Source organism: Nocardioides bruguierae (genome assembly GCF_023554635.1).
GTDB lineage: Bacteria > Actinomycetota > Actinomycetes > Propionibacteriales > Nocardioidaceae > Nocardioides > Nocardioides bruguierae.
In genome coordinates this window covers 349401-371773 of the sequence record NZ_JAMJPH010000003.1, presented here as the reverse complement: position 1 = coordinate 371773, position 22373 = coordinate 349401, and the positions used below count along the sequence as shown (strand labels likewise).

Here is a 22373-nt window from a genome sequence, read left to right as displayed (position 1 = left end):
CGCATCGGCGACGCAGTGCTGCGTCAGCGAGGTCGTCAGTCGGTGGTGACGCCCATGGAGCGGGCGGTGCCCTCGACGATCTTCATCGCGGCGTCGATGTCGTTCGCGTTGAGGTCGGGGAGCTTCGTCGTGGCGATCTCGCGCACCTGGTCCTTGGTCAGCTTGCCGACCTTCTCCTTGTGCGGGACCGAGGAGCCCTTCTGGAGACCAGCAGCCTTCTTGATGAGCTCCGCCGCCGGCGGGGTCTTCGTGATGAAGGTGAACGAGCGGTCCTCGTAGATGGTGATCTCGACCGGGATCACGTTGCCGCGCATGGACTCGGTCTGGGCGTTGTACGCCTTGCAGAAGTCCATGATGTTGACGCCGTGCGGACCGAGAGCGGTACCGACCGGCGGGGCCGGGGTCGCGGCGCCGGCCTGCAGCTGCACCTTGACCAGTGCAGAGATCTTCTTCTTGGGAGGCATGATGCTTCCTTCTCTTTCTGTCTCGTGGTCATGACGAGGACGCCGTCGCGCCCTCTGCCACCTGCGCCCGTCACCGGGCGCAGCGTTCATTGTGCGGCGAGGTGCCGCTCCCGCCCAAACCGGCGGGTTCCGGACCGGCGAGGGCCCGCCACCCCGGCAGGGTGGCGGGCCCTCGCTCGCAGGCTCGCGAGGCTCAGACGCGCTGGATCTGGCTGAAGGACAGCTCGACCGGGGTCTCGCGGCCGAAGATCTCCACGAGCGCCTTGACGCGCTGGGACTCGGCGTTGATCTCGGTGATCGTGGCGTGCAGCGTGGCGAACGGGCCGTCGACGACCATGACGGAGTCGGAGACCGCGAAGTCTGCGACCTCGATCGGCTTCTTGGCCGGCTGCGAGGAGGAGCCGCCACCGGAGGACGAGGCGCCGGCAGCGGCGGCCTCCGCCTCAGCGCGGGCCACGACGGCCGGGGCCAGCATGTCCTCGACCTCGGTCATGGTCAGCGGCACCGGCTGGTGCGAGGAGCCGACGAAGCCGGTGACCGACGGCGTGTGCCGGACGGCGGACCAGGACTCGTCGGTGAGGTCCATGCGGACGAGCACGTAGCCGGGCAGGACGGTCCGCTTGACCATCTTGCGCTGGCCGTTCTTGATCTCCGCGACCTCCTCGGTGGGGACCACGATCTCGTGGATGTAGTCCTCCATGTTGAGGGAGATGATGCGGTTCTCGAGGTTCTGCTTGACCCGGTTCTCCATGCCCGAGTACGTGTGCACCACGAACCAGTCGCCCGGCTTGGCCCACAGCTCGCGGCGGAACTCCTCGAGGGGGTCGCTCTCCTCGGCCTCGGCGGCCTCGGCGGCCTCGTCCTGGCTGGCCTCGTCCTCGACGTCCGCGTCCTCGGCGAGGTCGGCGTCGACCTCGTCGAGGGCGTCCTCGTCGACGTCGGGCTCGTCAGCAGCCACGTCCTGCGGCTCGACCTCGGTCTCCTCGACCGGGTCGACCTGCTCCGACTCGTACTGCTCCGACACGTGATGCTCCATCAGCTCGACGGGACCGGGGCCTCCCCGGTCCGGGGTTTCCCGGCGTCCTGCCGGGTGCGGCGGCCCTACCGGTGGGCGGCGCGCACGGCGTGCCGACCCGGGCGGGGCCAAGCCTAGGCGTCCCAGCGTAGAGCCAGGTGGCGCCGCGTGCGCCACCTCTCGCGGGGACTAGAACAGCTCGCCGCTGAACAGGGCGAAGGCCAGGCGGCCGAGGCCCAGGTCCAGCAGGGAGATGAAGGCCATCATGACGACCACGAACACCAGGACCACCACGAAGTAGGTGACCAGCTGCTCCTGGGTCGGCCAGACGACCTTCCGCAGCTCGGCGACGACCTGCCGGAGGAACGTCACCGGCCCGGTGCGCTCCACCTTCTCGCTACGGGTGTCCGACATGTCGTCACCTCTCGTCGTTCGTCGTCGTCTCTTTGCAGGGCACGAGGGACTTGAACCCCCAACCTTCGGTTTTGGAGACCGATGCTCTGCCAGTTGAGCTAGTGCCCTCCGATGCGTCCGGTCCCGGCGGTCGGCACGCCCGAGGACGTGACTGAGCCTGTGGAACGAACCACCGAACGGGAATACTACGGGTGCCGCTGCACCTCGTCCAAACGGGTCCCTCCTACGCTGGCGGCCATGCCCCCCGACTCCCGTGCACGCACGGTCACCGAGCGGCGTGACCTGCGGGCCCTGCCGAAGGCGCACCTGCACCTGCACTTCACCGGCTCCATGCGGCACACCACCCTGCTCGAGCTCGCCGAGCGCGACGGCGTCCGGCTGCCCGACGCGCTGGTGGAGGACTGGCCGCCCACGCTGTCCGCGGCCGACGAGAAGGGCTGGTTCCGCTTCCAGCGGCTCTACGACGTGGCCCGGGCGGTGCTGCGCACCGAGGACGACGTGCGCCGGCTGGTGCGCGAGGCGGCCGAGGACGACGCGGCGGACGGCGGTGTGTGGACCGAGATCCAGGTCGACCCCAGCGGCTACGCGGCCCGGTTCGGCGGCATCACCGCCATGACGGACCTGGTGCTCGACGCCGTGGCCGACGCCTCGCGCGCGACCGGGCTCGGGATGGCCGTCGTCATCGCCGCAAACCGGACCCGGCACCCCCTGGACGCCCGCACCCTGGCACGGCTGGCGGCGCAGTACGCGGACCGCGGGGTCGTCGGCTTCGGCCTCTCCAACGACGAGCGCCGCGGCAGCACCCTCGACTTCGGCCCCGCCTTCGCCATCGCCGAGCGCGCTGGGCTGCTGCTGGTCCCGCACGGCGGCGAGCTGCGCGGCGCCGAGCACGTGCGCACCTGCCTCGACGCCCTGCACCCCGGGCGCCTGGGCCACGGGGTGCGCTCGGTGGAGGACCCCGCGGTGCTCGAGCGCGTGGTGGAGGCGGGCATCGCCCTCGAGGTCTGCCCGACCTCCAACGTCTCCCTCGGGGTCTACCCGGACCTGGCGTCCGTGCCGGTGCCGCGGCTCCTGGCCGCCGGCGCCACCGTGGCCCTGGGCGCCGACGACCCCCTGCTCTTCGGGCCCCGGCTGCTCGGCCAGTACGAGGCGGTGCGCGACGCGCACGGGCTGGACGACGACACGCTCGCCGAGCTGGCCCGGATGTCGCTGCGGGCCTCCCGGGCGCCCTCCGACGTGCTGGCTCGGGCGCTGGCCGACGTCGACGCGTGGCGCAAGGACCAGTGACCGGACGGGCCGGGGTCGCGGCCTGAGAGGATGGGCTCGTGAGCCAGGACCCGGAGGAGACCCAGCCCGTCCAGCGCGTCGACCTGACCAAGCCCGAGCAGGCCGAGCAGGCCGAGCCGACGCCGGACCCGACCCCGGAGCCCGGGCCGTCGTCCGCGGCCGCCGCCCAGGACGAGCCGGACTGGGAGCCCCGCACCTGGCAGCCGCCGGCCTGGACCCCGCCGGGGTCCACCCAGGACCAGGCGCCCGCGCCCGGCTGGGGAGTCGCCCCGCAGGCGTACCCGCCCCCGGAGCAGCAGGCACCGCCGGCACAGCCGACCCTCCCGCTCCCGCCGCACGCCGGTGGCGCCGGGGCGGCCACGCCGGTGCCTGCGCCGCAGGACCCCCAGGGGTACCCGCCGGCCACCGGGGCCTACGGGCAGCCGGGCTACGGGCAGCCCTACCAGCAGCCGTACCAGCAGCCCTACCCGCAGCAGGGGTACCCCTACGCCGCCGTGCCGCGGCACGGTCAGGCGATGCCGGCCCTGGTGCTGGGCATCGTGGGCCTCGCGCTCGGCCTCATGTGCGGCCTCGGCTTCCTGGCCTCGCCGGTCGCCTGGGTGCTCGGCGCCCGCGCACGCCGGGCCGTGCGACGCGAGCCCGACCGCTGGGGCGGCACCGGCGAGGCCACGGCCGGCATGGTGCTCGGCATCATCGGCACCGTGTTCCTGGCCCTGGGCCTGCTCGCGATCGTCTTCTTCGTGGTGCTGGCGGTCGCGGTGCCGACCTCGAGCGGCCCCTACACGGGCGTCTGAGGCCCGGACTCGGCGGGGCGGCGGCCGGCGCTCAGAGCGAGCAGCCGACCAGCACCGGCTCGTTGACCAGCTCGACCCCGTAGCGCTCGCGCACCCCGTCCCGCACCGCCCTGGCCAGGGCGAGCAGGTCGGCGGTGCGCGCGCCACCGCGGTTGGTGAGCGCCAGGGTGTGCTTGGTCGACAGCGACGCGGCGGCGTCCGAGGTGACCGCGTAGCCCTTGGCGAAACCGGCGTGGTCGATCAGCCAGGCGGCGGAGGTCTTCACGGTGCCGTCGGGCTGCGGGTAGGCGGGCGCGCCGTCGGGCACCTGCTCGGCGGCCAGCACGGGATTGGTGAAGAACGAGCCGGCCGACCAGGTGTCGTGGTCCGCCGCGTCCAGCACCATGCCCTTGCCGGCCCGCAGGCCGAGGACGGCCTCGCGCACCTGCGCGATCGGGGCGCGCTGCCCCTGCTCGACACCGAGGGTGCGGGCGAGCTCGGCGTAGGCCACCGGCCCGCCGAGCGAGGCGGCGCGCAGCTGGAAGGTCACCGAGACGACGACGTAGCGGTCGGGCTCGGCCTTGAACCGCGACCACCGGTAGGCGAACCCGCAGTCGGCGCCCGCGAAGGTGCGCAAGGCGCGGTCGTGCCGGTCCCAGGTGCGGACCTGGGCGATGGTCTGGGCGACCTCCTGGCCGTAGGCGCCGACGTTCTGGACGGGCGTCGCGCCGGTGGAGCCGGGGATGCCCGAGAGCGCCTCGATGCCGGCCCAGTCGCGGGCGACCGCGTGGGCCACGACGTCGTCCCAGGGCTCACCGGCGGCCACGGTCACCAGGGCGCCGCCGCAGCTGACCTCGCCGTCGTCCACGTCGGCGGTGATCCCGCGGGTGGCGACCTGCACCACGGTGCCGGCGAAGCCCTCGTCGGCCACGACGAGGTTGGAGCCGCCGCCGAGCAGCAGCAGCGGCTCGCCGGCGTCGTCGGCCGCGGTCACCGCGGCCACCAGCTCGTCGTCGGTCGTGGCGCGGACGAACCGGCGGGCGGGGCCGCCCAGGCGCAGGGTGGTGTGCTCGGCCAGCCGGGTCGCGGCCGGGTCCTGGACCTCAGGCACGGACGACGGCCTTCGGCATGCCGAGGACCTTCTGCCCGCCACAGGTGACCTCGAGGGCGATCGTGACCAGGCCGTCCTCGACCTTCTTCACGGTGCCGCCGACGACCACCTCGACGCCCTCGTCGTCGGGGACGACGACGGGGTTGGTGAACTTGCAGCCGAGCTCGACCACGTCGGCGCCGTCGGTCCAGGTCGCGACCGCGCGGGCGGCCAGCGCCTGGGTGAACATGCCGTGAGCGATGACGCCGGGCAGGCCGACGCTGGTGGCGACGCGGTCGGACCAGTGGATGGGGTTGAAGTCGCCGCTGGCGCCCGCGTAGCGGACGAGGTGGGCGCGCGTGACCGGGTAGGTCTGCGGTTCCAGGACGGTGCCTGCCTCGAGGGCGCTCATGCCTGCTCCTCCTCGCCGGGGGCGCGGTGCACCAGCGTGGCGGTGGCCGTGCAGACCACGGCGCCGTCGGCGTCGGTGATCTCGCTGGAGGTGGTGATGATGTCGTTGCCGGCGATCTGGCGCAGGCCGGCGACGGACAGGGTGGCGCTCAGGACGTCGCCGACCGCGAGCGGCCGGGCGTAGGCGAACTTCTGCTCGCCGTGCACGATCCGGTGCAGCGCGACGCCCTCGGCGTCGAGGAAGTCGAACATGGCGTCGAAGGCCAGGACGATCGGGAAGGTCGCCGGGAGCGCACCGCCGCTCCAGGTACCGCCGGTGGCCTCGGCGAACGCGCGGACGCGCTCGTCGGTCACCGTGTACGGCCTGGACGCCGGGTAGGCACGCCCCACGAGGGAGGAGTCCACGGGCATGCGGCCGAGCCTAGTGCGCCGGGCGGGACGGGTTCGAAACGCAGCGACCCGCCGGGCCGGAGCCGGGCGGGTCGCCGTGCGTCTGGTGCTGAGGTTCAGCGGGTCTCGCGGTGCGCGGTGTGCTTGCGGCAGCGCGGGCAGAACTTGTTCAGCTCGATCCGGTCGGGGTTGTTCCGACGGTTCTTCTTGGTGATGTAGTTCCGCTCCTTGCAGTCAACGCAGGCGAGCGTGATCTTGGGGCGAACGTCAGAGCTCTTGGAGGCCACGGGGAAGTCCTTGGTTGATCGAGGAAGTGCGGATGAGTCAGTGGTAGCGGGGGCGGGACTCGAACCCGCGACACCACGATTATGAGCCGTGTGCTCTAACCACCTGAGCTACCCCGCCACAGGGGACGAGGTTGGACACCAGCGTAAGCCTGCGTCCAACCTCGATCCCAGAGCCCCTTTACGGAATCGAACCGTAGACCTTCTCCTTACCATGGAGACGCTCTGCCGACTGAGCTAAAGGGGCAACGGGAAAGAAGATTACACATGCCCGCCCGCGTTGCGAAATCGGCGTGACGTTCGTGCGCCATGCGTGTGTCTGCCCAGGTCAGAGGGCCCACGGCGACATCATGCCCCGCCGCCGAGCACGAGCGCCAGGACCGGCAGGAGCAGGCTGGTGGCCACCGCCGTCAGGCCCATCGAGAGCCCGGAGAACGCACCGGTCACCTCGTCGTCGCCCAGCACCCGGGCGGTGCCGATGCCGTGGGATGCGGCGCCCACGGCCAGGCCGCGGGCCCGGGCGTCGCGGACCCGCAGCCAGGTCAGGACCGTCGGGCCGGCCACCGCGCCGAGGATGCCGGCGAGGATGGTCAGGGCCGCGGTGAGGGCAGGCACTCCCCCGACCGTCTCCGACAGCGGGATCGAGACCGCGGCGGTCGTCGCCTTCGGGGTCATCGTCCAGGCCAGGCGTTCGGAGCCGCCGAGCAGCGTGACCAGGCCCCAGGCGCTCGTCATCGAGACCACGGACCCGACGACGATCGAGGTCACCAGGGGCACCGCGTAGCCCCGCAGCCGGTGCAGCTGGCGGTGCAGCGGCACCGCCAGGGCGACCGTGGCCGGCCCCAGCAGGAAGCTGATCGCCGCCGTGCCGTCGTCGAAGACGTCCAGGTCGGTGCCGGTGAGCAGCAGCAGCGCGCCCAGCACCAGCACCGCCACCAGCACCGGCTGGGCCAGCGGGTGGCGGCCGGTGCGGTCCCGCAGCCAGCAGCCGCCGCGGTAGGCGAGCAGCGTCGCGAACAGCCAGGTCAGGGGCTGGTCCAGGAGCCAGGTCACGCGGCTCCCCCGCCCTGCCCCCGGCGAGCGGAGCGACGGCCCAGGAGCTGGGCCAGGAGACCGACCGCGACCAGGCCCGCGAGCCAGGAGCCGACCAGGCCGGCCAGCACCGGCACGGCGTCCGCGCGGAGCAGCCCCAGGTAGGCCACCACCCCGACACCGGCGGGCACGAAGAACAGCTGGAGGTGGGCCAGCAGCGCGTCGGCCGCGACGTGCACGCTGCCCTCGCCACGCCCGGCGGGCGAGCCGTCCTCGCTCGGGTGCCGCAGGCGCAGGACGAGGAGGAGCAGCAGCATCCCCACGACCGGGCCGGGGACCGGCAGGTCGGTGAGGTGGACGAGCAGGGTGCCGACGAGCTGGCACCCCAGCAGCCAGGTGAGACCGGTCAGGAAGGGCACGTCGACGGAGTCTGGCACCGGTGCGCCCGCGTGCTGCTCCCCCGGGTCTCCCAGGCCTCAGGAGCCCGTGCCGCGTGCGTGGCAGCCGACCAGGTGCGGGTCGAAGATGCCGATCGCCTCCATCAGCGCGTACATCGTGGTGGGTCCGACGAAGGAGAACCCCCGCTTCTTCAACGCCTTCGACATCGCCACCGACTCCGCCGACGTGGTGCCCAGCTCCTCGGTGGTGGCAGGAGCCGGTGGCGTCGGCGGCGCGAAGGAGTGCAGCAGCGTCTCGAGCCCGCCGTCCTCGCGCAGCGCCACGGTCGCCGCGGCGTTGCGGCGGGCGGCCTCGATCTTGGCCCGGTTGCGGACGATGCCCGGGTCGCCCATCAGCCGCTCGACGTCGTCGTCGGTGAAGGCCGCGACCGTGTCCGCGTCGAAGTCCGCGAAGACCTCCCGGAACCGTCCACGCTTGGTCAGGATCGTGGACCAGGACAGGCCGGCCTGGAAGCCCTCCAGCACCAGCCGCTCCAGGTGGGCGGCCTCGCCGTGGACCGGGTGGCCCCACTCGTGGTCGTGGTAGTCGCGCATCGGGCCCGGCCCGCCTGCCCAGGGGCAGCGGACCAGCCCGTCGTCTCCGGTGATCGGTTCCATGCGCTCAGCCTGGCACCGGGCGGCGACGGTGGACCTCTCGCCGGGCTCGGGTGTGGACGGCGGCGTCGCCGAGACCGCCTGTGGACGGTGGGTGGCCCGGCGCGGGGTGGTCGCCCACGCCAGCGGTGGTCAGTGGCGCTCGCGCAGGCGGGTGCCGGGGAGGGCCGGGGACGGGAGCGGGCGGCGGTGGTCGCCCTCGACCGTGCCGAACCGGCCGGGTGCGACGTCCTGGGAGTCCGCGACGACCCGGCCGGCGTCGGCCGCGGCCGCGTCACCGTCGCCGGCGACCTGCCCCTGCCAGTCGGCGCGGTAGGCCGCGACCTCCTCGTGGCTGCGGCCCACGAAGTTCCAGAACATGACGATGGCCTCGCCGAACGGCTCGCCGCCGAGCACGAGCAGGCGGGCGCCCTCGCCCCCGGCCTCGAGCCGCGCCGAGGCGCGCCCGGGCGCCAGGTAGCCCAGCTCCCCGGGGGCCAGCGGGCCCTCGGCGACGGTGAGGCTGCCGGCGTCCAGGAGGAGGGCGTGCTCGAAAGTCGGGTCCAGCGGCAGGTCGAGACCGACCCCGGGCGCCAGCCTCAGCTCCGCCCCCAGCAGGGGCGTGGCGGTGGGCACCGGCGAGGACGAGCCCAGCAGCGAGCCGAGGAACACGCGCGCTTCCCAGCCCTCGCCTGCCACGGGGTCGGGGACGTGGTGCTCGAACCGGGGCTCGCCGTGCCGGGCGTCCTCGGGCAGCGCCAGCCACAGCTGCGCGCCGTGCAGCACCGTCGTGGCGGCGGTCGATACCTCGGAGTGGGAGATGCCGCGCCCGGCGGTCATCAGGTTCAGCTCGCCCGGCCGCACCAGCGCGTGCGTGCCCACCGAGTCCCGGTGCTCGATCTCGCCCGTGAACAGCCAGGAGACCGTCGCCAGGCCGGTGTGCGGGTGCGGCGCGACCACCATGCCCCCGGTCTCGGCCACGTCGTCCGGGCCGTAGTGGTCGCAGAAGCACCACGCCCCGACGAGGGTGCGGCCCCGCTGGGGCAGCGTGCGGCGCACCGTCATGGCCCGCGGGCCGCCCAGCGGCACCTCGCGCGGCGCCAGGACCTCCAGCGCGTCCGGGTGCGGGCCCGCCGCGCAGTCGACCTCGTCGGGGTGCGGGTCGGGGTTGGTCATCGCGGCTCCCGGGGTCTCGTCGGCTGCCAGGTCAGGCGGTGGGGACCACCCAGCCCGCGTCGGAGCCGACGACGCCGGTGGGCGCGTCGACGCGCTCGAGGCGGACGATGACGGACTTGGAGGTCGGGCAGTTGGACTCCAGCGCCGTCGACCCGAGCGGGACGAGCGGGTTGGTCTCCGGGTAGTAGGCCGCCGCGCAGCCCCGCGGCTGGTCGTAGGCCACGACCCGGAACCACGGAGCGCGGCGCTCGGAGGCCTCACCGGTCTCGGTGTCGGTCCACTCCGAGACCAGGTCGACCCAGCCACCGACCTCCAGGCCGAGGTCGGCCGCGTCGTCCGGGTGGACCATCACGACCCGTCGTCCGCCCTTGATCCCGCGGTAGCGGTCGTCGAGGCCGTAGATGGTGGTGTTGAACTGGTCGTGGCTGCGCAGCGTCTGGAGCAGCAGCCGCCCCTCGGGCACGTGCAGCACGTCGATCGGGCTGGCCGCGAACGTCGCCTTGCCTGCCTCGGTCGGGAACGTGCGGGTGTCGCGCGGGCCGTGGGGCAGGACGAAGCCGCCCGGCGCGTCCACCTTCTCGGCGTAGGCCGCGGCGCCGGGGACGACCTGGGCGATGAGGCGGCGGATCTCGGTGTAGTCCGCGCGCAGCCGGGGCCAGTCGACGACGTGGCCCTCGCCCAGGCAGGCCGTCGCCAGCAGGCAGACGATGTCGACCTCGCTGCGCAGGTGGGGGCTGGCCGGCTCCAGCGGGCCGTGCGAGGCGTGCACGGCGGACATCGAGTCCTCGACGGTGACGCGCTGGACGACGCCGCCGGTGAGGTCCTTCTCGGAGCGGCCCATCGTGGGCAGGATCAGCGCCTGCCGACCGTGCACCACGTGGCTGCGGTTGAGCTTGGTGGAGACGTGCACCGTGAGCTCCGCGCCGCGGAACGCCTCCTCGGTGACGGCGGTGTCGGGGGCGGCGGAGACGAAGTTGCCGCCCATCCCGAGGAAGACCTTGGCCCGGCCCTCGGCCATCGCCCTGATCGAGTCGACGGTGTCGAGGCCGTGCTCGCGGGGGCTGGTGATGCCGGTGGCCGCGTCGAGGGCGTCGAGGAAGGAGTCGGGCATCTTCTCCCAGATGCCCATGGTGCGGTCGCCCTGCACGTTGGAGTGCCCGCGGACGGGGCACAGGCCCGCGCCGGGCTTGCCGATGTCGCCGCGCAGGAACGCGACGTTGGCGATCTCGCGGACGGTCGCGACGGCGTTGCGGTGCTGCGTGACACCCATGGCCCAGCAGTAGATGGTGGCCGAGGAGCCGGCGATCATCCGCGCGGCCTCGGTGACCTGCTCGCGGCTCAGGCCGGTCGCGCGGAGCACCGCGTCCCAGTCGAGCGAGCCGAGGTGGTCGCGGTACTCCTCGTAGCCGGCCGTGTGCCGCGCTAGGAAGTCGTGGTCGAGCGCGTCCCACTCCACGAGCAGGGCGCCGATCGCCTGGAACAGCGCGAGGTCGCCGTTGACCCGGACGGGCAGGTGCAGGTCGGCGATCTCGGTGCCGGGGCCGACCATGCCGCGCGGGGTCTGCGGGTTGCGGAACTTGACCAGGCCCGTCTCCTTGAGCGGGTTGATCGCGATGATCTTCGCGCCGTTCTTCTTGGCCTCCTCCAGCGCCGAGAGCATCCGCGGGTGGTTGGTCCCCGGGTTCTGGCCGGCCACGACGATGACGTCGGCACGGTAGAGGTCCTCCAGGGAGACCGAGCCCTTGCCGATCCCGATCGCCTGGGCGAGGCCGACGGAGGTCGACTCGTGGCACATGTTCGAGCAGTCGGGCAGGTTGTTGGTGCCCAGCGAGCGGACCATCAGCTGGTAGGCGAACGCAGCCTCGTTGGAGACGCGGCCGGAGGTGTAGAAGATCGCCTCGTCCGGCGAGCCGAGCCCGGCCATGGTCTCGGCGAACATCGCCGCCGCGTCGTCCCACGAGATCGGCACGTAGTGCGAGGCGCCCTCGCGCAGCACCATCGGGTGCGTGATCCGTCCCTGCTGGCCCAGCCAGTAGTCGGTGCGCTCGGCCAGCTCGGCGACCGGGTGGGCGGCGAAGAACTCGGGCGTGACCCGACGCTTCGTGGCCTCCTCGGTGACGGCCTTCGCGCCGTTCTCGCAGAACTCGGCCGCGTGCCGGTGGCCCGGCGCGGGGTCGGGCCAGGCGCAGCCCTGGCAGTCGAAGCCCTCGACCTGGTTGAGCCGGAGCAGGGTGCTGGCCGTGCGGCGCACGCCCATCTGCTCCAGACCCCGCTTCATCGCGACGCCGACCGCGACCGGTCCGGCGGCGGAGTGCATCCCGTCGCTGAGGGTCAGGTCGCCCTCGTCCACGTCGTCGACAGGAGCCTCACGGTGCCAGAAAGCCATGTCTCGCATCCTTGCCTGTCACGTGCTGCTCCACCAGCACCACCCGGGCGAGGCGCCACACGAGCCGGTGCGCGCCGGCGCTCGGGTACGGGTGCTCAGGTCCAAGCGCTCAGGGCGCGGCGACCAGCCGCAGCCGCACGTGCGCGAGGTCGCCGGGCTCCAGGCCCTCCGCGCGGCGCACCGCCTTCTTCAGCGGCAGGACGAAGCCGTCGCTGCCCGGGAACACCGACGTCGACCAGGCGCTCCGGCCGACCTCGACCTGCACGCGCACCGACCCGAAGCCACGGCGCGGCCCGGACAGCAGGCGCACCTCCTCCCCCACGTCCTCGGGCAGGGTGCAGAAGGCCCACGTGCCGGGCGCGGGCTCGCCGCCGGCGTCCGCCCTCGCAGGCACGTGCAGCCACACCGGCGCGGCGAACTCCCAGGCGGTCACGGGGTCCAGGGTGCCCCGCACCGCCGACAGCCGCACACGACAGGCACATCCGACAGGCACCGTCCGCCCGCTGGTCGACGGGCGTTCACGCACGGGCCCGAGGATGCGGCCCGTGCGCATCGCCCAGCTCGCCAACTTCGTCGGCCCCGCCTCGGGGGGCATGCGGACGGCGATCACCGCGCTGGGGCGCGGCTACGTCGAGGCCGGCGCCGAGCGGCTGCTGGTCGTGCCCGGCCCCACCGACACCGTCACCGAGGGGCCCGACGGCACGGTCGTGCAGGTGCGCGCCCCCCGCGTCTACTCGGGCTACCGGCTCGTGGTGGAGCCCTGGCGGGTCGTCGACGTGCTCGAGCGCTTCGGCCCCACCTCGATCGAGGTCAACGACAAGCTCACGCTGCTGCTGGTGGCGCGCTGGGCGCGGCGACGGGGCGTGGGCACCGTGCTCTTCAGCCACGAGCGGCTCGACGACATGGTCGCGATGCTGACCCGGATGGACCCCACCCGGCACCCGGTCGCCCTGCTCAACAAGGTGCTGGTGCGCAGCTTCGACCGCCTCGTGGTGACCTCCGACTACGCCGAGCGGGAGTTCCGCACCGCCGCCGGCGCCGTCGGGTGCCCGGTCACGCGCGTGCCGCTGGGCGTCGACCTGGCGACCTTCCGACCGCCGGCCGCCCCGGTCCCCACCCGCGAGCCGCACCCGGGCGGTGGCCCGCTGCGGCTCGCGCTCGTCGGCCGGCTCTCGCGGGAGAAGTCGCCCCACCTCGCCGTCGGCGCGGCCGTGGAGCTGCACCGCCGCGGCGTGCCCGTCCGCCTCGACGTCTACGGCGACGGCCCGCACCGGCCCGAGCTGGAGGAGCTCGCCGGCCGCGCCCCCGTCGTCTTCCACGGCTTCGTCACCGCGCGCGAGGAGCTGGCCGCCCGCATCGGGGAGGCGGACGTGGCCCTCTCGGTGTGCCCGGGCGAGACGTTCGGCCTGGCCGTGCTGGAGGCACTCGCCTGCGGCACGCCGGTGGTCACCGCCGACACCGGCGGTGCCGGAGAGCTCGTCGACGCCGCCTCCGGCCGCCGGGCCGCGCCCACCCCGGCCGCGGTGGCCGACGCGGTGCTCGACCTGGCCCGCCGCCCCCGGGAGCTCACCCGGGTCGCGGCCCGACGCCGCGCCGAGCAGTTCACCTGGGCCGCGTCCGTGCAGGCGATGCTCGAGGTGCACGCCGGGGCAAGCGGGCTCGTGCGCCAGCCCGCCTGAGGCGGGTCCGGCGCCGACCACAGCACGGGTCGGGCACGGTTCACGACACGGGTCGGGCACGGGTCGAGCACGGTCCTGCGACGGCCGCCCCGTCCGCGCCCCGCGCCGCTCCGGAGAACCTAGGGTGGCGCCGTGCCCACGCTCGATCCCGCCCTCGCCGCCCTGCGCGAGGCGTTCGCTCGCGGCGAGGCCGTCGGCCTGGCGACCGTGGTGCGCACCTTCTCCTCCGCCCCGCGGCCGGTCGGCGCGCGGCTGGTGCTGACCCCGGGCGCGGACCCCGCGGACGACGCGGTCACCGGCTCCGTCTCCGGCGGGTGCGTGGAGGCGGCCGTCTACCACCTGGCGCACGAGGCGCTGGCCGGCGCGGGCCCCCGGGTGCAGCGCTACGGGGTCAGCGACGACGACGCGTTCGCGGTCGGGCTCACCTGCGGCGGCGCGATCGACGTGCTGGTCGAGGCCGTCTCACCGGGCACCGCCCCGGAGCTGGCACACCTGCTGGCGCAGGTCGCCGCCGAACGGCCGGCCGCCCTGGCCGTGGTGGTCGAGCACCCGGACCCGGCGCTGCTGGGTCGCAGGCTCGTGGTCTCGGAGGCCGGCGTGCACGGCTCCCTGGGGCTGGGCGCACGCGCGGACGCGGCGGTCGCCGACGACGTCCGCGGCGCCCTCACGGCCGGACGCGGCGGCACGCTGGGCTACGGCCCGGCCGCCGAGCGGCTCGGCGAGGGGATGACGGTGCTCGTCGACGTGCACGCGGCCCCACCGCGGCTGCTCGTCTACGGCGCGATCGACCTGGCCGACGCGCTCGCCGAGGCGGGGTCGTTCCTCGGCTTCAGGGTGACGGTCACGGACGCACGCCCGCTGTTCGCCACCACCGCCCGCTTCCCGCACGCCGACGAGGTGGTGCGCGCCCAGCCGCACGAGCACCTCGCGGCCGAGGCGGCCGCGGGCCGGGTGGACCCCCGCACCGTGGTCGTGGTGCTCACCCACGACCCGCGGTTCGACGTGCCGCTGCTGGCGGTGGCGCTGCGGCTGCCCGACCACGTCCGCCCCGCCTTCGTGGGTGCGATGGGGTCGCGCCGCACCCACGCCGACCGGCTGGCCCGGCTGCACGAGGCCGGCCTGAGCAGCACCGAGACGGCGCTGCTCTCCTCCCCCGTCGGCCTCGACCTGGGCGGGCGCACCCCCGCCGAGACGGCCCTGTCGGTGCTCGGCGAGGTGGTGGCGACGCGGCACGGCGCCAGCGGCCGCCCCCTCGGGGAGACCACCGGCGCCCTGCACCGCCCGGACGCCCCGCTCCCCGTCCCGAGTCGGCAGTAGCGCTCGTCCCACGGCTCGCGGGCCGTGAAAGCTGCTGCCGCCTCGGCGGGCAGCCAGGTCAGCGCAGGCCGGCCGCCTCGCGGGCCAGCGACTCCACGCGGGCCCAGTCACCGGCCGCGAGCGCGTCGGCCGGCGTCAGCCACGAGCCGCCGACGCAGCCCACGTTGGGCAGCGACAGGTAGGACGGCGCGGACGCGGCGGTGATGCCGCCGGTGGGGCAGAACCGGGCGCCGGCCACCGGGGAGGAGATCGACTTCAGGTAGGGCGCGCCGCCGGAGGCCTCGGCCGGGAAGAACTTCATCTCGCTGATGCCGGCCTCGAGCACGGCCAGGACCTCGGAGACGGTGGCGGTGCCGGGCAGGAAGGTCAGCCCGGTCTCGAGCATCCCGTCGAGCAGGCGCGGGGTGGCGCCCGGGGAGACCAGGAAGGTCGCGCCGGCGGCGGCGGCCTCCTTGGCCTGCTGCGGCGTGGTGACGGTGCCCGCGCCCAGGGTGATCTCGGGGACCTCGGCGGCGATCGCGCGGATGGCCTCGAGGGCCGCCGGGGTGCGCAGGGTCAGCTCGATGACGGGCAGGCCACCGGCCACCAGCGCCCGGGCCAGCGGCACGGCGTGCGCGACGTCCTCGACCACCACGACGGGGACGACCGGGACGAGGTCGAGCAGGGACTCAGGCGTGCTGGGCAACGGGGATCTCCTCGATCGAGTGCTGGGCGGTGACAGCCGGGAAGACGCTGGCCCCCTGGTCGGCCGGGCCGACCGTAGCGCGGAACGCGCCGAACAGCTCCCGGCCGGTGCCGACGAACTCGGCGGCGCTCGGCGCGGCGCCGGTGGACGGGCGGGCGAGCACCACGTCGGCGTCCGCCACCGAGAGGGTGCCCGCGACGCCGTCGACGGTGACGAGGTCGCCGTCGACGATCTTCGCGATGGCCCCGCCGAGCGCGGCCTCGGGCGTGACGTGGATGGCCGCGGGGACCTTGCCCGAGGCCCCGGACATGCGGCCGTCGGTGACGATCGCGACGTGCTGGCCGCGGTCCTGGAGGACGCCCAGCAGCGGGGTGAGCTTGTGCAGCTCCGGCATGCCGATCGCGGCCGGGCCCTGGTAGCGCAGCACGGCGACGAAGTCGCGGCCGTCCAGCTCGCCCCGGTCGAAGGCGGCGATGAAGTCGGCCTGGTCGTCCATGACGATCGCCGGCGCGGTGACCACCCGGTGCTCGGGCGAGACCGCGGAGGTCTTGATCACCGCGGTGCCGATCGGGCCGGAGAGGACGCGGAGGCCACCGTCGGCCTGGAAGGGCTCCTCGACCGGGCGCAGCACCGCCGCGTCGAGGGACGCCGTCGGCCCCTCGACCCAGCTCAGCGAGCCGTCCTCGGCCAGGCGCGGCTCCATCGTGTAGCGGCGCAGGCCGGGGCCGGCGACCGTCTCGACGTCCTCGTGCAGCAGGCCCGCGTCGAGCAGGGTGCGCACCAGGAAGGCGGTGCCACCGGCGGCGGCGAAGTGGTTCACGTCCGCGGAGCCGTTGGGGTAGATGCGGGTCAGCAGCGGGACGACGGCGGAGAGGTCGGAGAGGTCGTCCCAGGTGAGCTCGACGCCGGCCGCGCGGGCGATCGCCACCAGGTGCATCGTGTGGTTGGTCGAGCCGCCGGAGGCCAGCAGCGCCACGCAGGCGTTGACGATCGTCCGCTCGGAGACGACGTCGGCCAGGCGGGCCACGGGCTCGCCGGCCTGGACGTCGGCGGCCAGGCGGGTCACCCGGGCCGAGACCGCGTCGGTCAGCGCCGAGCGCAGCGGGGTGCCGGGGTTGACGAACGAGGCACCGGGCAGGTGCAGGCCCATCAGCTCGACCAGCAGCTGGTTGGAGTTCGCCGTGCCGTAGAAGGTGCAGGTGCCCGCGGAGTGGTAGCTGGCGGCCTCGGCCTCCAGCAGCTCCTCGCGGGTGGCCTTGCCCTCGGCGAAGCGCTGCCGCGTCCGCGCCTTCTCCTTGTTCGGCAGGCCGGAGGTCATCGGGCCCGCCGGCACCAGCGCGGTGGGCAGGTGGCCGAAGGAGAGCGCGCCGATGAGCAGCCCCGGCACGATCTTGTCGCAGACGCCGAGCATGAGGGTGGCGTCGAACATGTCGTGCGAGAGCCCGATGGCGGTGGCCATCGCGATGACGTCGCGGGAGTACAGCGACATCTGCATGCCGGCGCGGCCCTGGGTGATGCCGTCGCACATGGCGGGCACGCCGCCGGCGACCTGGGCGATGCCGCCGGCGCGGATGACGGCCTTCTTGATCTGCGGCGGGTAGTCCACGAACGGCTGGTGCGCGGAGAGCATGTCGTTGTAGCTGGTGACGATCGCCAGGTTCGGCTTCACCGTGCCGCGCAGGTCGATCTTCTCCACCGGCTCGGAGGCGGCGAAGCCGTGGGCCAGGTTGGCGCAGGCCAGCCGGGTGCGGGCCGGGCCGGCGGTGCCGGCGGCGTCGGTGCGGGCCAGGTAGGTGGCCCGGGCGGTGGCGCTGCGGGCCACGAGCCGCTCGGTGACCTGCGCGATCACCGGGTGCAGGGGGACGGCGTCGGCCTCGGGCCGCGGGACGGGAGCGCCCTGGTTGCTGGGAGTGGTCACTGGTCGGGCTCCTGCCAGGATCGGCCGTCGCGCTCGAGCAGCGCGGCGGAGGCGTAGGGGCCGGAGGTGCCGGCCGGGTACCGCTTGGGGGCCTCGTGGGAGGCGGCCCAGGTCTCGAGGATCGGCGCCACCCAGGTCCAGGCGGCCTCCACCTCGTCGCGGCGCATGAACAGCGTCGGGTCGCCGCGCACGACGTCCATGAGCAGCCGCTCGTAGGCGTCGGGCGAGCGCTCGGCGAAGGTGGTCGCGTACGAGAGGTCCAGGGAGACCGGGCGCAGGCGGATGCCGCCGGGGCCGGGCTCCTTGGCCGTGACGAGCAGCTGCATGCCCTCGTCGGGCTGGACGCGGATGTGCAGCCGGTTGCCGACGACCGGGCCCGTGGCGTGGGGGAACATCTCGTGCGGCGGCTGCTTGAAGACCACGACGATCTCGGAGTAGCGGGTGCTCATCCGCTTGCCGGTGCGCAGGTAGAAGGGGACGCCGGCCCAGCGCCAGTTCTGCACCTCGGCCCGCAGCGCCACGAAGGTCTCGGTGCGCGAGCCGCCCTCCGGCACGTGCTCGCCGAGGTCCTCGTTGTACCCGGCCGCCGGGGCACCGTCGACCAGGCCCGCGCCGTACTGGCCGCGCACGGTGAGGCGGTCGACGTCCGCCGGGGTCAGGGGCCGCAGGGCCTGGAGGACCTTGAGCTTCTCGTCGCGGACGTTCTCGCGGCCGACGAAGGTCGGCGGCTCCATCGCGACGAGGCAGAGCAGCTGGAGCAGGTGGTTCTGCAGCATGTCGCGCATGGCGCCCGCGTGGTCGTAGTACCCGCCGCGGGTGCCGACGCCGACGGTCTCGGCCGCGGTGATCTGCACGTGGTCGACCCAGCGGGAGGACCACAGGGGCTCGAGGAAGGTGTTGGCGAAGCGCGTGACCAGCAGGTTCTGCACCGACTCCTTGCCGAGGTAGTGGTCGATGCGGAAGATCTGCTTCTCGTCGAAGACGTCGCCCACGGCATCGTTGACCTCGCGGGAGCTCTCCAGGTCGTGGCCGATGGGCTTCTCCATCACCACGCGGGCACGCTCGTCGGCGAGGCCGAGGTCGGCCAGCCGGTTGCAGGTGGGGCCGAAGATGACCGGCGCGACCGCGAGGTAGAAGACGCGGATGGTCTCCTCCTCGTGCGGACGGTCCTTGAGCAGGGCGTGCAGCAGGTGCCAGCCCTCGGGGTCGTGGGCGTCGAGGCACAGGTGGTGCAGGCGGCCCAGGAGCCGCTCGACGACGGTCTCGTCGAGCCGCTCGGGCTCAACGAAGCGGTGCAGGGCGGCGCGGACCTCGGCGCGGTAGCCGTCGTCGTCCAGCTCGGAGCGGGAGACGCCGATGATCCGGGTGTCGGCGGGCAGGTGGCCCTCGAGGTCGCGGGAGTACAGGGCCGGCAGCAGCTTGCGCATCGCGAGGTCGCCGGTGCCGCCGAAGACGGTGAAGTCGCAGGACGTCGGCAGCTTGGCCGCGCCGCGGGCGCCGGCGGCCGTGCCGGTCGCGGGGGCGCCGAACGCGGCCGAGGAGCCGAACGCGGCCGAGGTGCCGGAGGCGGGAGCGGGGGTCGCCGGGCGGGCCGGGACGTGGACGGTGGCGGCCGGGTCGGACGACGTGGAGCCGCCGACGACGCCGCTGGTCGGGGGGACCGGCGTCTGGGAGATGTGGGCCATGAGCAGAACCATGGCACGGTTTTGGATCGATACAAACCGACTTACGTCGAAATCCGGCAAAAGTCTGTGGAACACTGGGCGACGATGACCATCACGACGCTCCCCACGAGCGCCTCCGGGACCACGGCCGGCGCGCTCCTCCACCTGGTCCGTACCGGTCGCGCCACCACGCGTGGCGAGCTGAGCCGCGTCACCGGCCTCTCCCGCTCCTCGGTCGCCTCGCGGCTCGCGACGCTGATCGACGCGGGCCTGCTGCACGAGGGCGAGGAGCAGCCCTCCACCGGCGGTCGCCCCGCCGGCGCGCTGCACCTCGACCCCGACCACAGCGTGGTGCTGGCCGTCGCCGTCGGCCGCTCGCGCAGCCAGGTGGGCGTCTTCGACCTCGCCGGCCGCGAGATCGCCGGCGACACCCGCGACCACGAGCCCGGCACCAGCCCCGAGAAGCTGATGCCCGACGTGGTCGAGCGGCTGGCCGCCGTCCTGGCGCCCGTGGACCTGCCCGTCTCCGGCGTCGGCATGAGCCTGCCCGGCGCGGTCGACCCCATCGGCCTGACCAGCGTCGACACCCCCGTCGTGCGCGGGTGGGACGGCGTGCCGCTGGAGCCGTGGCTGCGCAAGGTCACCAGCGCGCCGCTGCACCTCGACAACGACACCTCCGTGCTCACCCGCTCCGAGCTCTTCGGCCGGGTGCCGGCCGCCCGCACGATGCTCGTGCTCAAGGCCTCCACCGGTCTCGCCCTCGGCGTGGTCGCCGACGGCCGTCTCGTCGGCGAGGGCCGCGGCCTGACCGGCGAGCTCGGCCACACGCGGGTCGACGCCGCCGGCGACCTGCCCTGCCGCTGCGGCGCCACCGGCTGCCTGGAGACCCTCGCCGGCGGCTGGGCCCTGGTCGCCCGGCTCCAGGAGGAGGGCCTCGAGGCCCGGCACGTGCGCGACCTCGTGCAGCTCGCGCTCGACGGCGAGCCCACCGCCCGCCGGCTCATCCGCGAGGGCGGCCGGCACATCGGCGAGGTGCTCAGCGTGGCCGTCAACCTGCTGCACCCCGAGGTCGTCGTCGTGGGCGGGGACCTCGGCGGCGCGTTCGACCTGTTCACCGCCGGCCTGCGCGAGTCGCTCTACGCCGACGGCCACCCCGGCGCCACCCGCGCGCTGCGATTCCTGCCCGCCACCCACGGCGAGGCCGCCGGGCTGCACGGCTGCGCCGCGCTCGCCATCGACCGCGCCCTGGCGCCCGACGCCGTCGACGCGCTGCTGCGCGAGCGCGCGTGACCCGCCCCGCCCCCGCCCCCGCGCCGACCCCGGGGCTCGAGGACGACGGCGTGCGGCTGCGCCGCCTCGTCCCGCTGCTCGTGGCGCTGGTGATGATCACCCCCGTCGCCACCGACGCCTACCTGCCCGGCCTCCCCCGGCTCTCCGCCGACCTCGGCACCACGGACGCCGGCGGCCAGCTCAGCCTGACCGCGTTCATGGTCGGCGCCTCGCTCGGCCAGCTGTTCGCGGGTGCGCTCTCCGACGGCTCAGGCCGACGGAGGCTGCTGGTCGGCGGCACCGTGGTCTTCGCCGTGGCCGGCGTGCTCGCCGCGCTCTCCCCGAGCATCGAGGTGCTGCTGGCCGCGCGGCTGCTCCAGGGGCTCGGCGGCGCCTGCGGCATGGTGCTGGCCCGCGCCGTCGTCCTGGACGTGACCGAGGGCCCCGACACCGCCCGCGTGGTCACCACGATGATGGCGATCGTCATGCTCGCCCCCGCGCTGGCACCGGTGGCCGGCGGCTTCCTGCTGGACGTGGTCGGCTGGCGCGGACTGCTGGGCCTCATCGCCGCCGGCGGCCTCGTGCTGGCCGTGCTGGCCTGGCGCCGGGTGCCCGAGACGCTGCCGGTGCACCGACGCCAGCCGGGCGGCCTCGGCTCGGTGTGGCGCAACGGCCGCGTGGTGCTCGGGCGGCTCGTCTACCGGCGCTACCTGCTCACCCAGGTCCTGGCCTTCACCGCCATGTTCACCTGGGTCTCGAACTCCGCGCTCGTGCTGCAGGAGGACCTCGGCCTGAGCCCGCGGCAGTACTCCCTGGTCTTCGGCGCGTGCGCACTGGGCATGGCGGGCTTCGCGTTCGGGTCGGTGCGGCTGTTCACCCGCACCCGCGTGGGCCACCGGGCCCTCAGCGCCGCCGGGCTCGTGCTCTCGCTGCTCGGCGTGACGACCCTGCTGGTGCTCGCGCTGCTCGACGCCCCGCTGCCGCTGCTGCTGGTGGCGCTGTGGGTGGGCGTCGCGCCGTCGTCGATGTCGATGAGCAACGCGGCGGTGCTGGCCGCCGAGCAGATCCGCGACTACGCGGGCACCGGCTCGGCCTGGCAGGGCGCCCTGCCGTTCCTGTGCGGGGCGCTGGTGGCACCCGTGCTGGGCGCGCTGGGCGCCGCCACGCTCGTGCCGCTGGCCGCGGTGATGCTCGTCTTCCTGCTGGCCTCCGGCGGCATGCTGGGGCTCGCGGTGCGCGCCGAACGGGCGAGGGCCGCGACCGCCTGACGTGCGTAGCGTGGAGGTCGTGACCCTCGAGCCCCCCACGACCAGCAGCGCCGCCCCCGCCGTCCGCGGGCTCGTCGACGACGCCACCGCCTCCGCCGGCCTGCTCGGCGGCATCATCGCCACCCGCGCCGTGCCCGACACCGAGCTCCCGGGCGTCGCCGACGCCGCTCCCGGGCCGGGCGCGGACGCCATGCCGCCGGTGCTCGTCGTGCTGACCGCGGGCGCCGGTCAGGTGGCCGGGCCCGCGCGCCTTGTCGACAAGCGCGGCATCGTCACCGCCGGCCTCCAGGTGGCCCTGCGCGACGAGGCCGACCCGGTCGGCAACGCCCGCCGGGTGGCCGCGGCCGTCGACGCCGCCCGGGGCGAGGGGCTGCTCCTCGACGCCGACGGCGAGGACGTGCCCGTCTGGGTCACGCTGCCGCCCACCGAGGCCACGCACGGCTGGCTCGCCGCGGCCGACGAGCTCGCCATGAGCGACCTGCGGGCCGCCCTGCCCACGGACGCCGGGCTGCCGGCGTCCGTGCTGCCGGGCTGGATCGACGCCTGCCTCGACCGCGAGCTGCGGTTCCGCTGCACCGGCGGCCTGCCGGCCGCGCTGCCCGCCGAGGGTCGCCCCGGCTGGCTCTCCGTGCTGGCCGGCACCGCCGTGGCGTGGGACGGCGGTGCCGGCGACGAGGTCGCCGAGGCGCTGACCAGCACCGACGCCGACACCCTGCGCGGGGTCGACCTCGAGCGCGCGCGGCGGTGGTTCGTGTCCTTCACCAGCACCGCGCCCGCCGTCGTGGCGCAGGACGCCGCGACGCTGGGTCTCCTGGGCTGA

At 74.6% G+C, this 22373-nt stretch carries 23 protein-coding genes and 3 tRNA genes; 7 read left to right on the top strand and 19 right to left on the bottom strand.

What is annotated here, in order from left to right; genetic code table 11:
- Positions 1-35 precede the first annotated feature (35 nt).
- The 4 genes from rplK to M8316_RS04075 form a co-directional block, all read right to left on the bottom strand.
- Positions 36-464, bottom strand: coding sequence for a 50S ribosomal protein L11 (rplK, locus tag M8316_RS04090; protein WP_250052245.1), 429 nt, complete (start codon positions 462-464; stop codon positions 36-38).
- A gap of 193 nt (positions 465-657) precedes the next feature.
- Positions 658-1500, bottom strand: coding sequence for a transcription termination/antitermination protein NusG (gene nusG, locus M8316_RS04085; RefSeq protein ID WP_250052243.1), 843 nt, complete (start codon positions 1498-1500; stop codon positions 658-660).
- 168 nt (positions 1501-1668) lie between these two features.
- The gene (secE, locus tag M8316_RS04080) at positions 1669-1893 is read right to left on the bottom strand and encodes a preprotein translocase subunit SecE (RefSeq protein WP_250052241.1); all 225 of its coding nucleotides are present in this window, start codon (positions 1891-1893) and stop codon (positions 1669-1671) included.
- Between the two features lie 35 nt (positions 1894-1928).
- A tRNA-Trp gene (locus M8316_RS04075) sits at positions 1929-2001 on the bottom strand.
- A gap of 129 nt (positions 2002-2130) precedes the next feature.
- On the opposite strand from M8316_RS04075, the gene M8316_RS04070 reads away from it, so the two are divergent.
- Positions 2131-3180, top strand: a complete 1050-nt coding sequence (locus M8316_RS04070; protein WP_250052239.1) for an adenosine deaminase — start codon at positions 2131-2133, stop codon at positions 3178-3180.
- A gap of 38 nt (positions 3181-3218) precedes the next feature.
- Positions 3219-3974 carry a DUF4190 domain-containing protein gene (locus M8316_RS20970; RefSeq protein ID WP_250052237.1) on the top strand — a complete coding sequence of 252 codons (756 nt, stop codon included), beginning with the start codon at positions 3219-3221 and terminating at the stop codon, positions 3972-3974.
- Between the two features lie 31 nt (positions 3975-4005).
- On the opposite strand, the gene M8316_RS04060 is transcribed toward M8316_RS20970, so the two are convergent.
- From M8316_RS04060 to M8316_RS04005, 12 genes are all read right to left on the bottom strand, one after another.
- Complete coding sequence (locus tag M8316_RS04060) at positions 4006-5064, bottom strand: UDP-N-acetylmuramate dehydrogenase (RefSeq protein ID WP_250052235.1); 1059 nt, start codon at positions 5062-5064, stop codon at positions 4006-4008.
- Complete coding sequence (locus tag M8316_RS04055; protein ID WP_250052233.1) at positions 5057-5455, bottom strand: MaoC/PaaZ C-terminal domain-containing protein; 399 nt, start codon at positions 5453-5455, stop codon at positions 5057-5059. The genes M8316_RS04060 and M8316_RS04055 overlap by 8 nt, the downstream gene beginning before the upstream one ends.
- Entirely contained in the window at positions 5452-5865 is a 414-nt protein-coding gene (locus M8316_RS04050) for an FAS1-like dehydratase domain-containing protein (RefSeq protein ID WP_250052231.1), read from the bottom strand. The genes M8316_RS04055 and M8316_RS04050 overlap by 4 nt, the downstream gene beginning before the upstream one ends.
- A gap of 95 nt (positions 5866-5960) precedes the next feature.
- Positions 5961-6131, bottom strand: coding sequence for a 50S ribosomal protein L33 (gene rpmG / locus M8316_RS04045; protein ID WP_136570641.1), 171 nt, complete (start codon positions 6129-6131; stop codon positions 5961-5963).
- 41 nt (positions 6132-6172) lie between these two features.
- Positions 6173-6249: transfer RNA gene (locus tag M8316_RS04040), tRNA-Met, on the bottom strand.
- A gap of 53 nt (positions 6250-6302) precedes the next feature.
- A tRNA-Thr gene (locus M8316_RS04035) sits at positions 6303-6375 on the bottom strand.
- A gap of 101 nt (positions 6376-6476) precedes the next feature.
- Positions 6477-7181: an LrgB family protein gene (locus M8316_RS04030; protein WP_250052229.1), complete on the bottom strand. Its 705-nt coding sequence runs from the start codon at positions 7179-7181 to the stop codon at positions 6477-6479.
- A complete protein-coding gene (locus tag M8316_RS04025; RefSeq protein ID WP_250052227.1) occupies positions 7178-7579 on the bottom strand; it encodes a CidA/LrgA family protein in 402 nt (133 codons plus the stop codon). The genes M8316_RS04030 and M8316_RS04025 overlap by 4 nt, the downstream gene beginning before the upstream one ends.
- A 57-nt stretch (positions 7580-7636) precedes the next feature.
- A complete protein-coding gene (locus tag M8316_RS04020; protein ID WP_250052225.1) occupies positions 7637-8215 on the bottom strand; it encodes a DNA-3-methyladenine glycosylase I in 579 nt (192 codons plus the stop codon).
- Positions 8216-8344: 129 nt separating this feature from the next.
- Positions 8345-9367, bottom strand: a complete 1023-nt coding sequence (locus tag M8316_RS04015) for a pirin family protein (protein ID WP_250052223.1) — start codon at positions 9365-9367, stop codon at positions 8345-8347.
- 31 nt (positions 9368-9398) lie between these two features.
- Positions 9399-11753, bottom strand: a complete 2355-nt coding sequence (locus M8316_RS04010; RefSeq protein ID WP_250052221.1) for an FdhF/YdeP family oxidoreductase — start codon at positions 11751-11753, stop codon at positions 9399-9401.
- A 109-nt stretch (positions 11754-11862) separates the two neighbouring features.
- Positions 11863-12186, bottom strand: coding sequence for a DUF1905 domain-containing protein (locus M8316_RS04005; RefSeq protein WP_250052219.1), 324 nt, complete (start codon positions 12184-12186; stop codon positions 11863-11865).
- Between the two features lie 103 nt (positions 12187-12289).
- On the opposite strand from M8316_RS04005, the gene M8316_RS04000 reads away from it, so the two are divergent.
- Together M8316_RS04000 and M8316_RS03995 are read left to right on the top strand one after the other, a co-directional pair.
- Positions 12290-13432, top strand: coding sequence for a glycosyltransferase (locus M8316_RS04000; RefSeq protein WP_504928282.1), 1143 nt, complete (start codon positions 12290-12292; stop codon positions 13430-13432).
- A 132-nt stretch (positions 13433-13564) separates the two neighbouring features.
- Positions 13565-14749 (top strand): XdhC family protein, encoded by a 1185-nt coding sequence (locus M8316_RS03995; RefSeq protein WP_250052217.1) that lies wholly within the window; start codon positions 13565-13567, stop codon positions 14747-14749.
- A 58-nt stretch (positions 14750-14807) separates the two neighbouring features.
- Here the strand turns inward: M8316_RS03995 and eda are convergent, their stop codons facing one another.
- From eda to zwf, 3 genes are read right to left on the bottom strand one after another with little or no spacing between them, the layout of a single operon-like run.
- Positions 14808-15434 carry a bifunctional 4-hydroxy-2-oxoglutarate aldolase/2-dehydro-3-deoxy-phosphogluconate aldolase gene (eda, locus tag M8316_RS03990; RefSeq protein ID WP_250052216.1) on the bottom strand — a complete coding sequence of 209 codons (627 nt, stop codon included), beginning with the start codon at positions 15432-15434 and terminating at the stop codon, positions 14808-14810.
- Complete coding sequence (edd, locus tag M8316_RS03985; protein ID WP_250052215.1) at positions 15418-17352, bottom strand: phosphogluconate dehydratase; 1935 nt, start codon at positions 17350-17352, stop codon at positions 15418-15420. Before edd ends, eda begins: the two co-directional genes overlap by 17 nt.
- Positions 17349-19037: a glucose-6-phosphate dehydrogenase gene (gene zwf / locus M8316_RS03980; protein WP_250052214.1), complete on the bottom strand. Its 1689-nt coding sequence runs from the start codon at positions 19035-19037 to the stop codon at positions 17349-17351. Before zwf ends, edd begins: the two co-directional genes overlap by 4 nt.
- An 84-nt stretch (positions 19038-19121) precedes the next feature.
- On the opposite strand from zwf, the gene M8316_RS03975 reads away from it, so the two are divergent.
- Genes M8316_RS03975 through M8316_RS03965 form a run of 3 tightly spaced genes read left to right on the top strand, consistent with a single transcriptional unit; the run spans position 19122 to position 22373 of the window.
- Positions 19122-20306, top strand: coding sequence for an ROK family transcriptional regulator (locus tag M8316_RS03975; RefSeq protein ID WP_250052213.1), 1185 nt, complete (start codon positions 19122-19124; stop codon positions 20304-20306).
- Positions 20303-21553 (top strand): multidrug effflux MFS transporter, encoded by a 1251-nt coding sequence (locus tag M8316_RS03970; protein ID WP_250052212.1) that lies wholly within the window; start codon positions 20303-20305, stop codon positions 21551-21553. Before M8316_RS03975 ends, M8316_RS03970 begins: the two co-directional genes overlap by 4 nt.
- A 19-nt stretch (positions 21554-21572) precedes the next feature.
- Positions 21573-22373, top strand: a complete 801-nt coding sequence (locus tag M8316_RS03965) for a hypothetical protein (protein WP_250052210.1) — start codon at positions 21573-21575, stop codon at positions 22371-22373.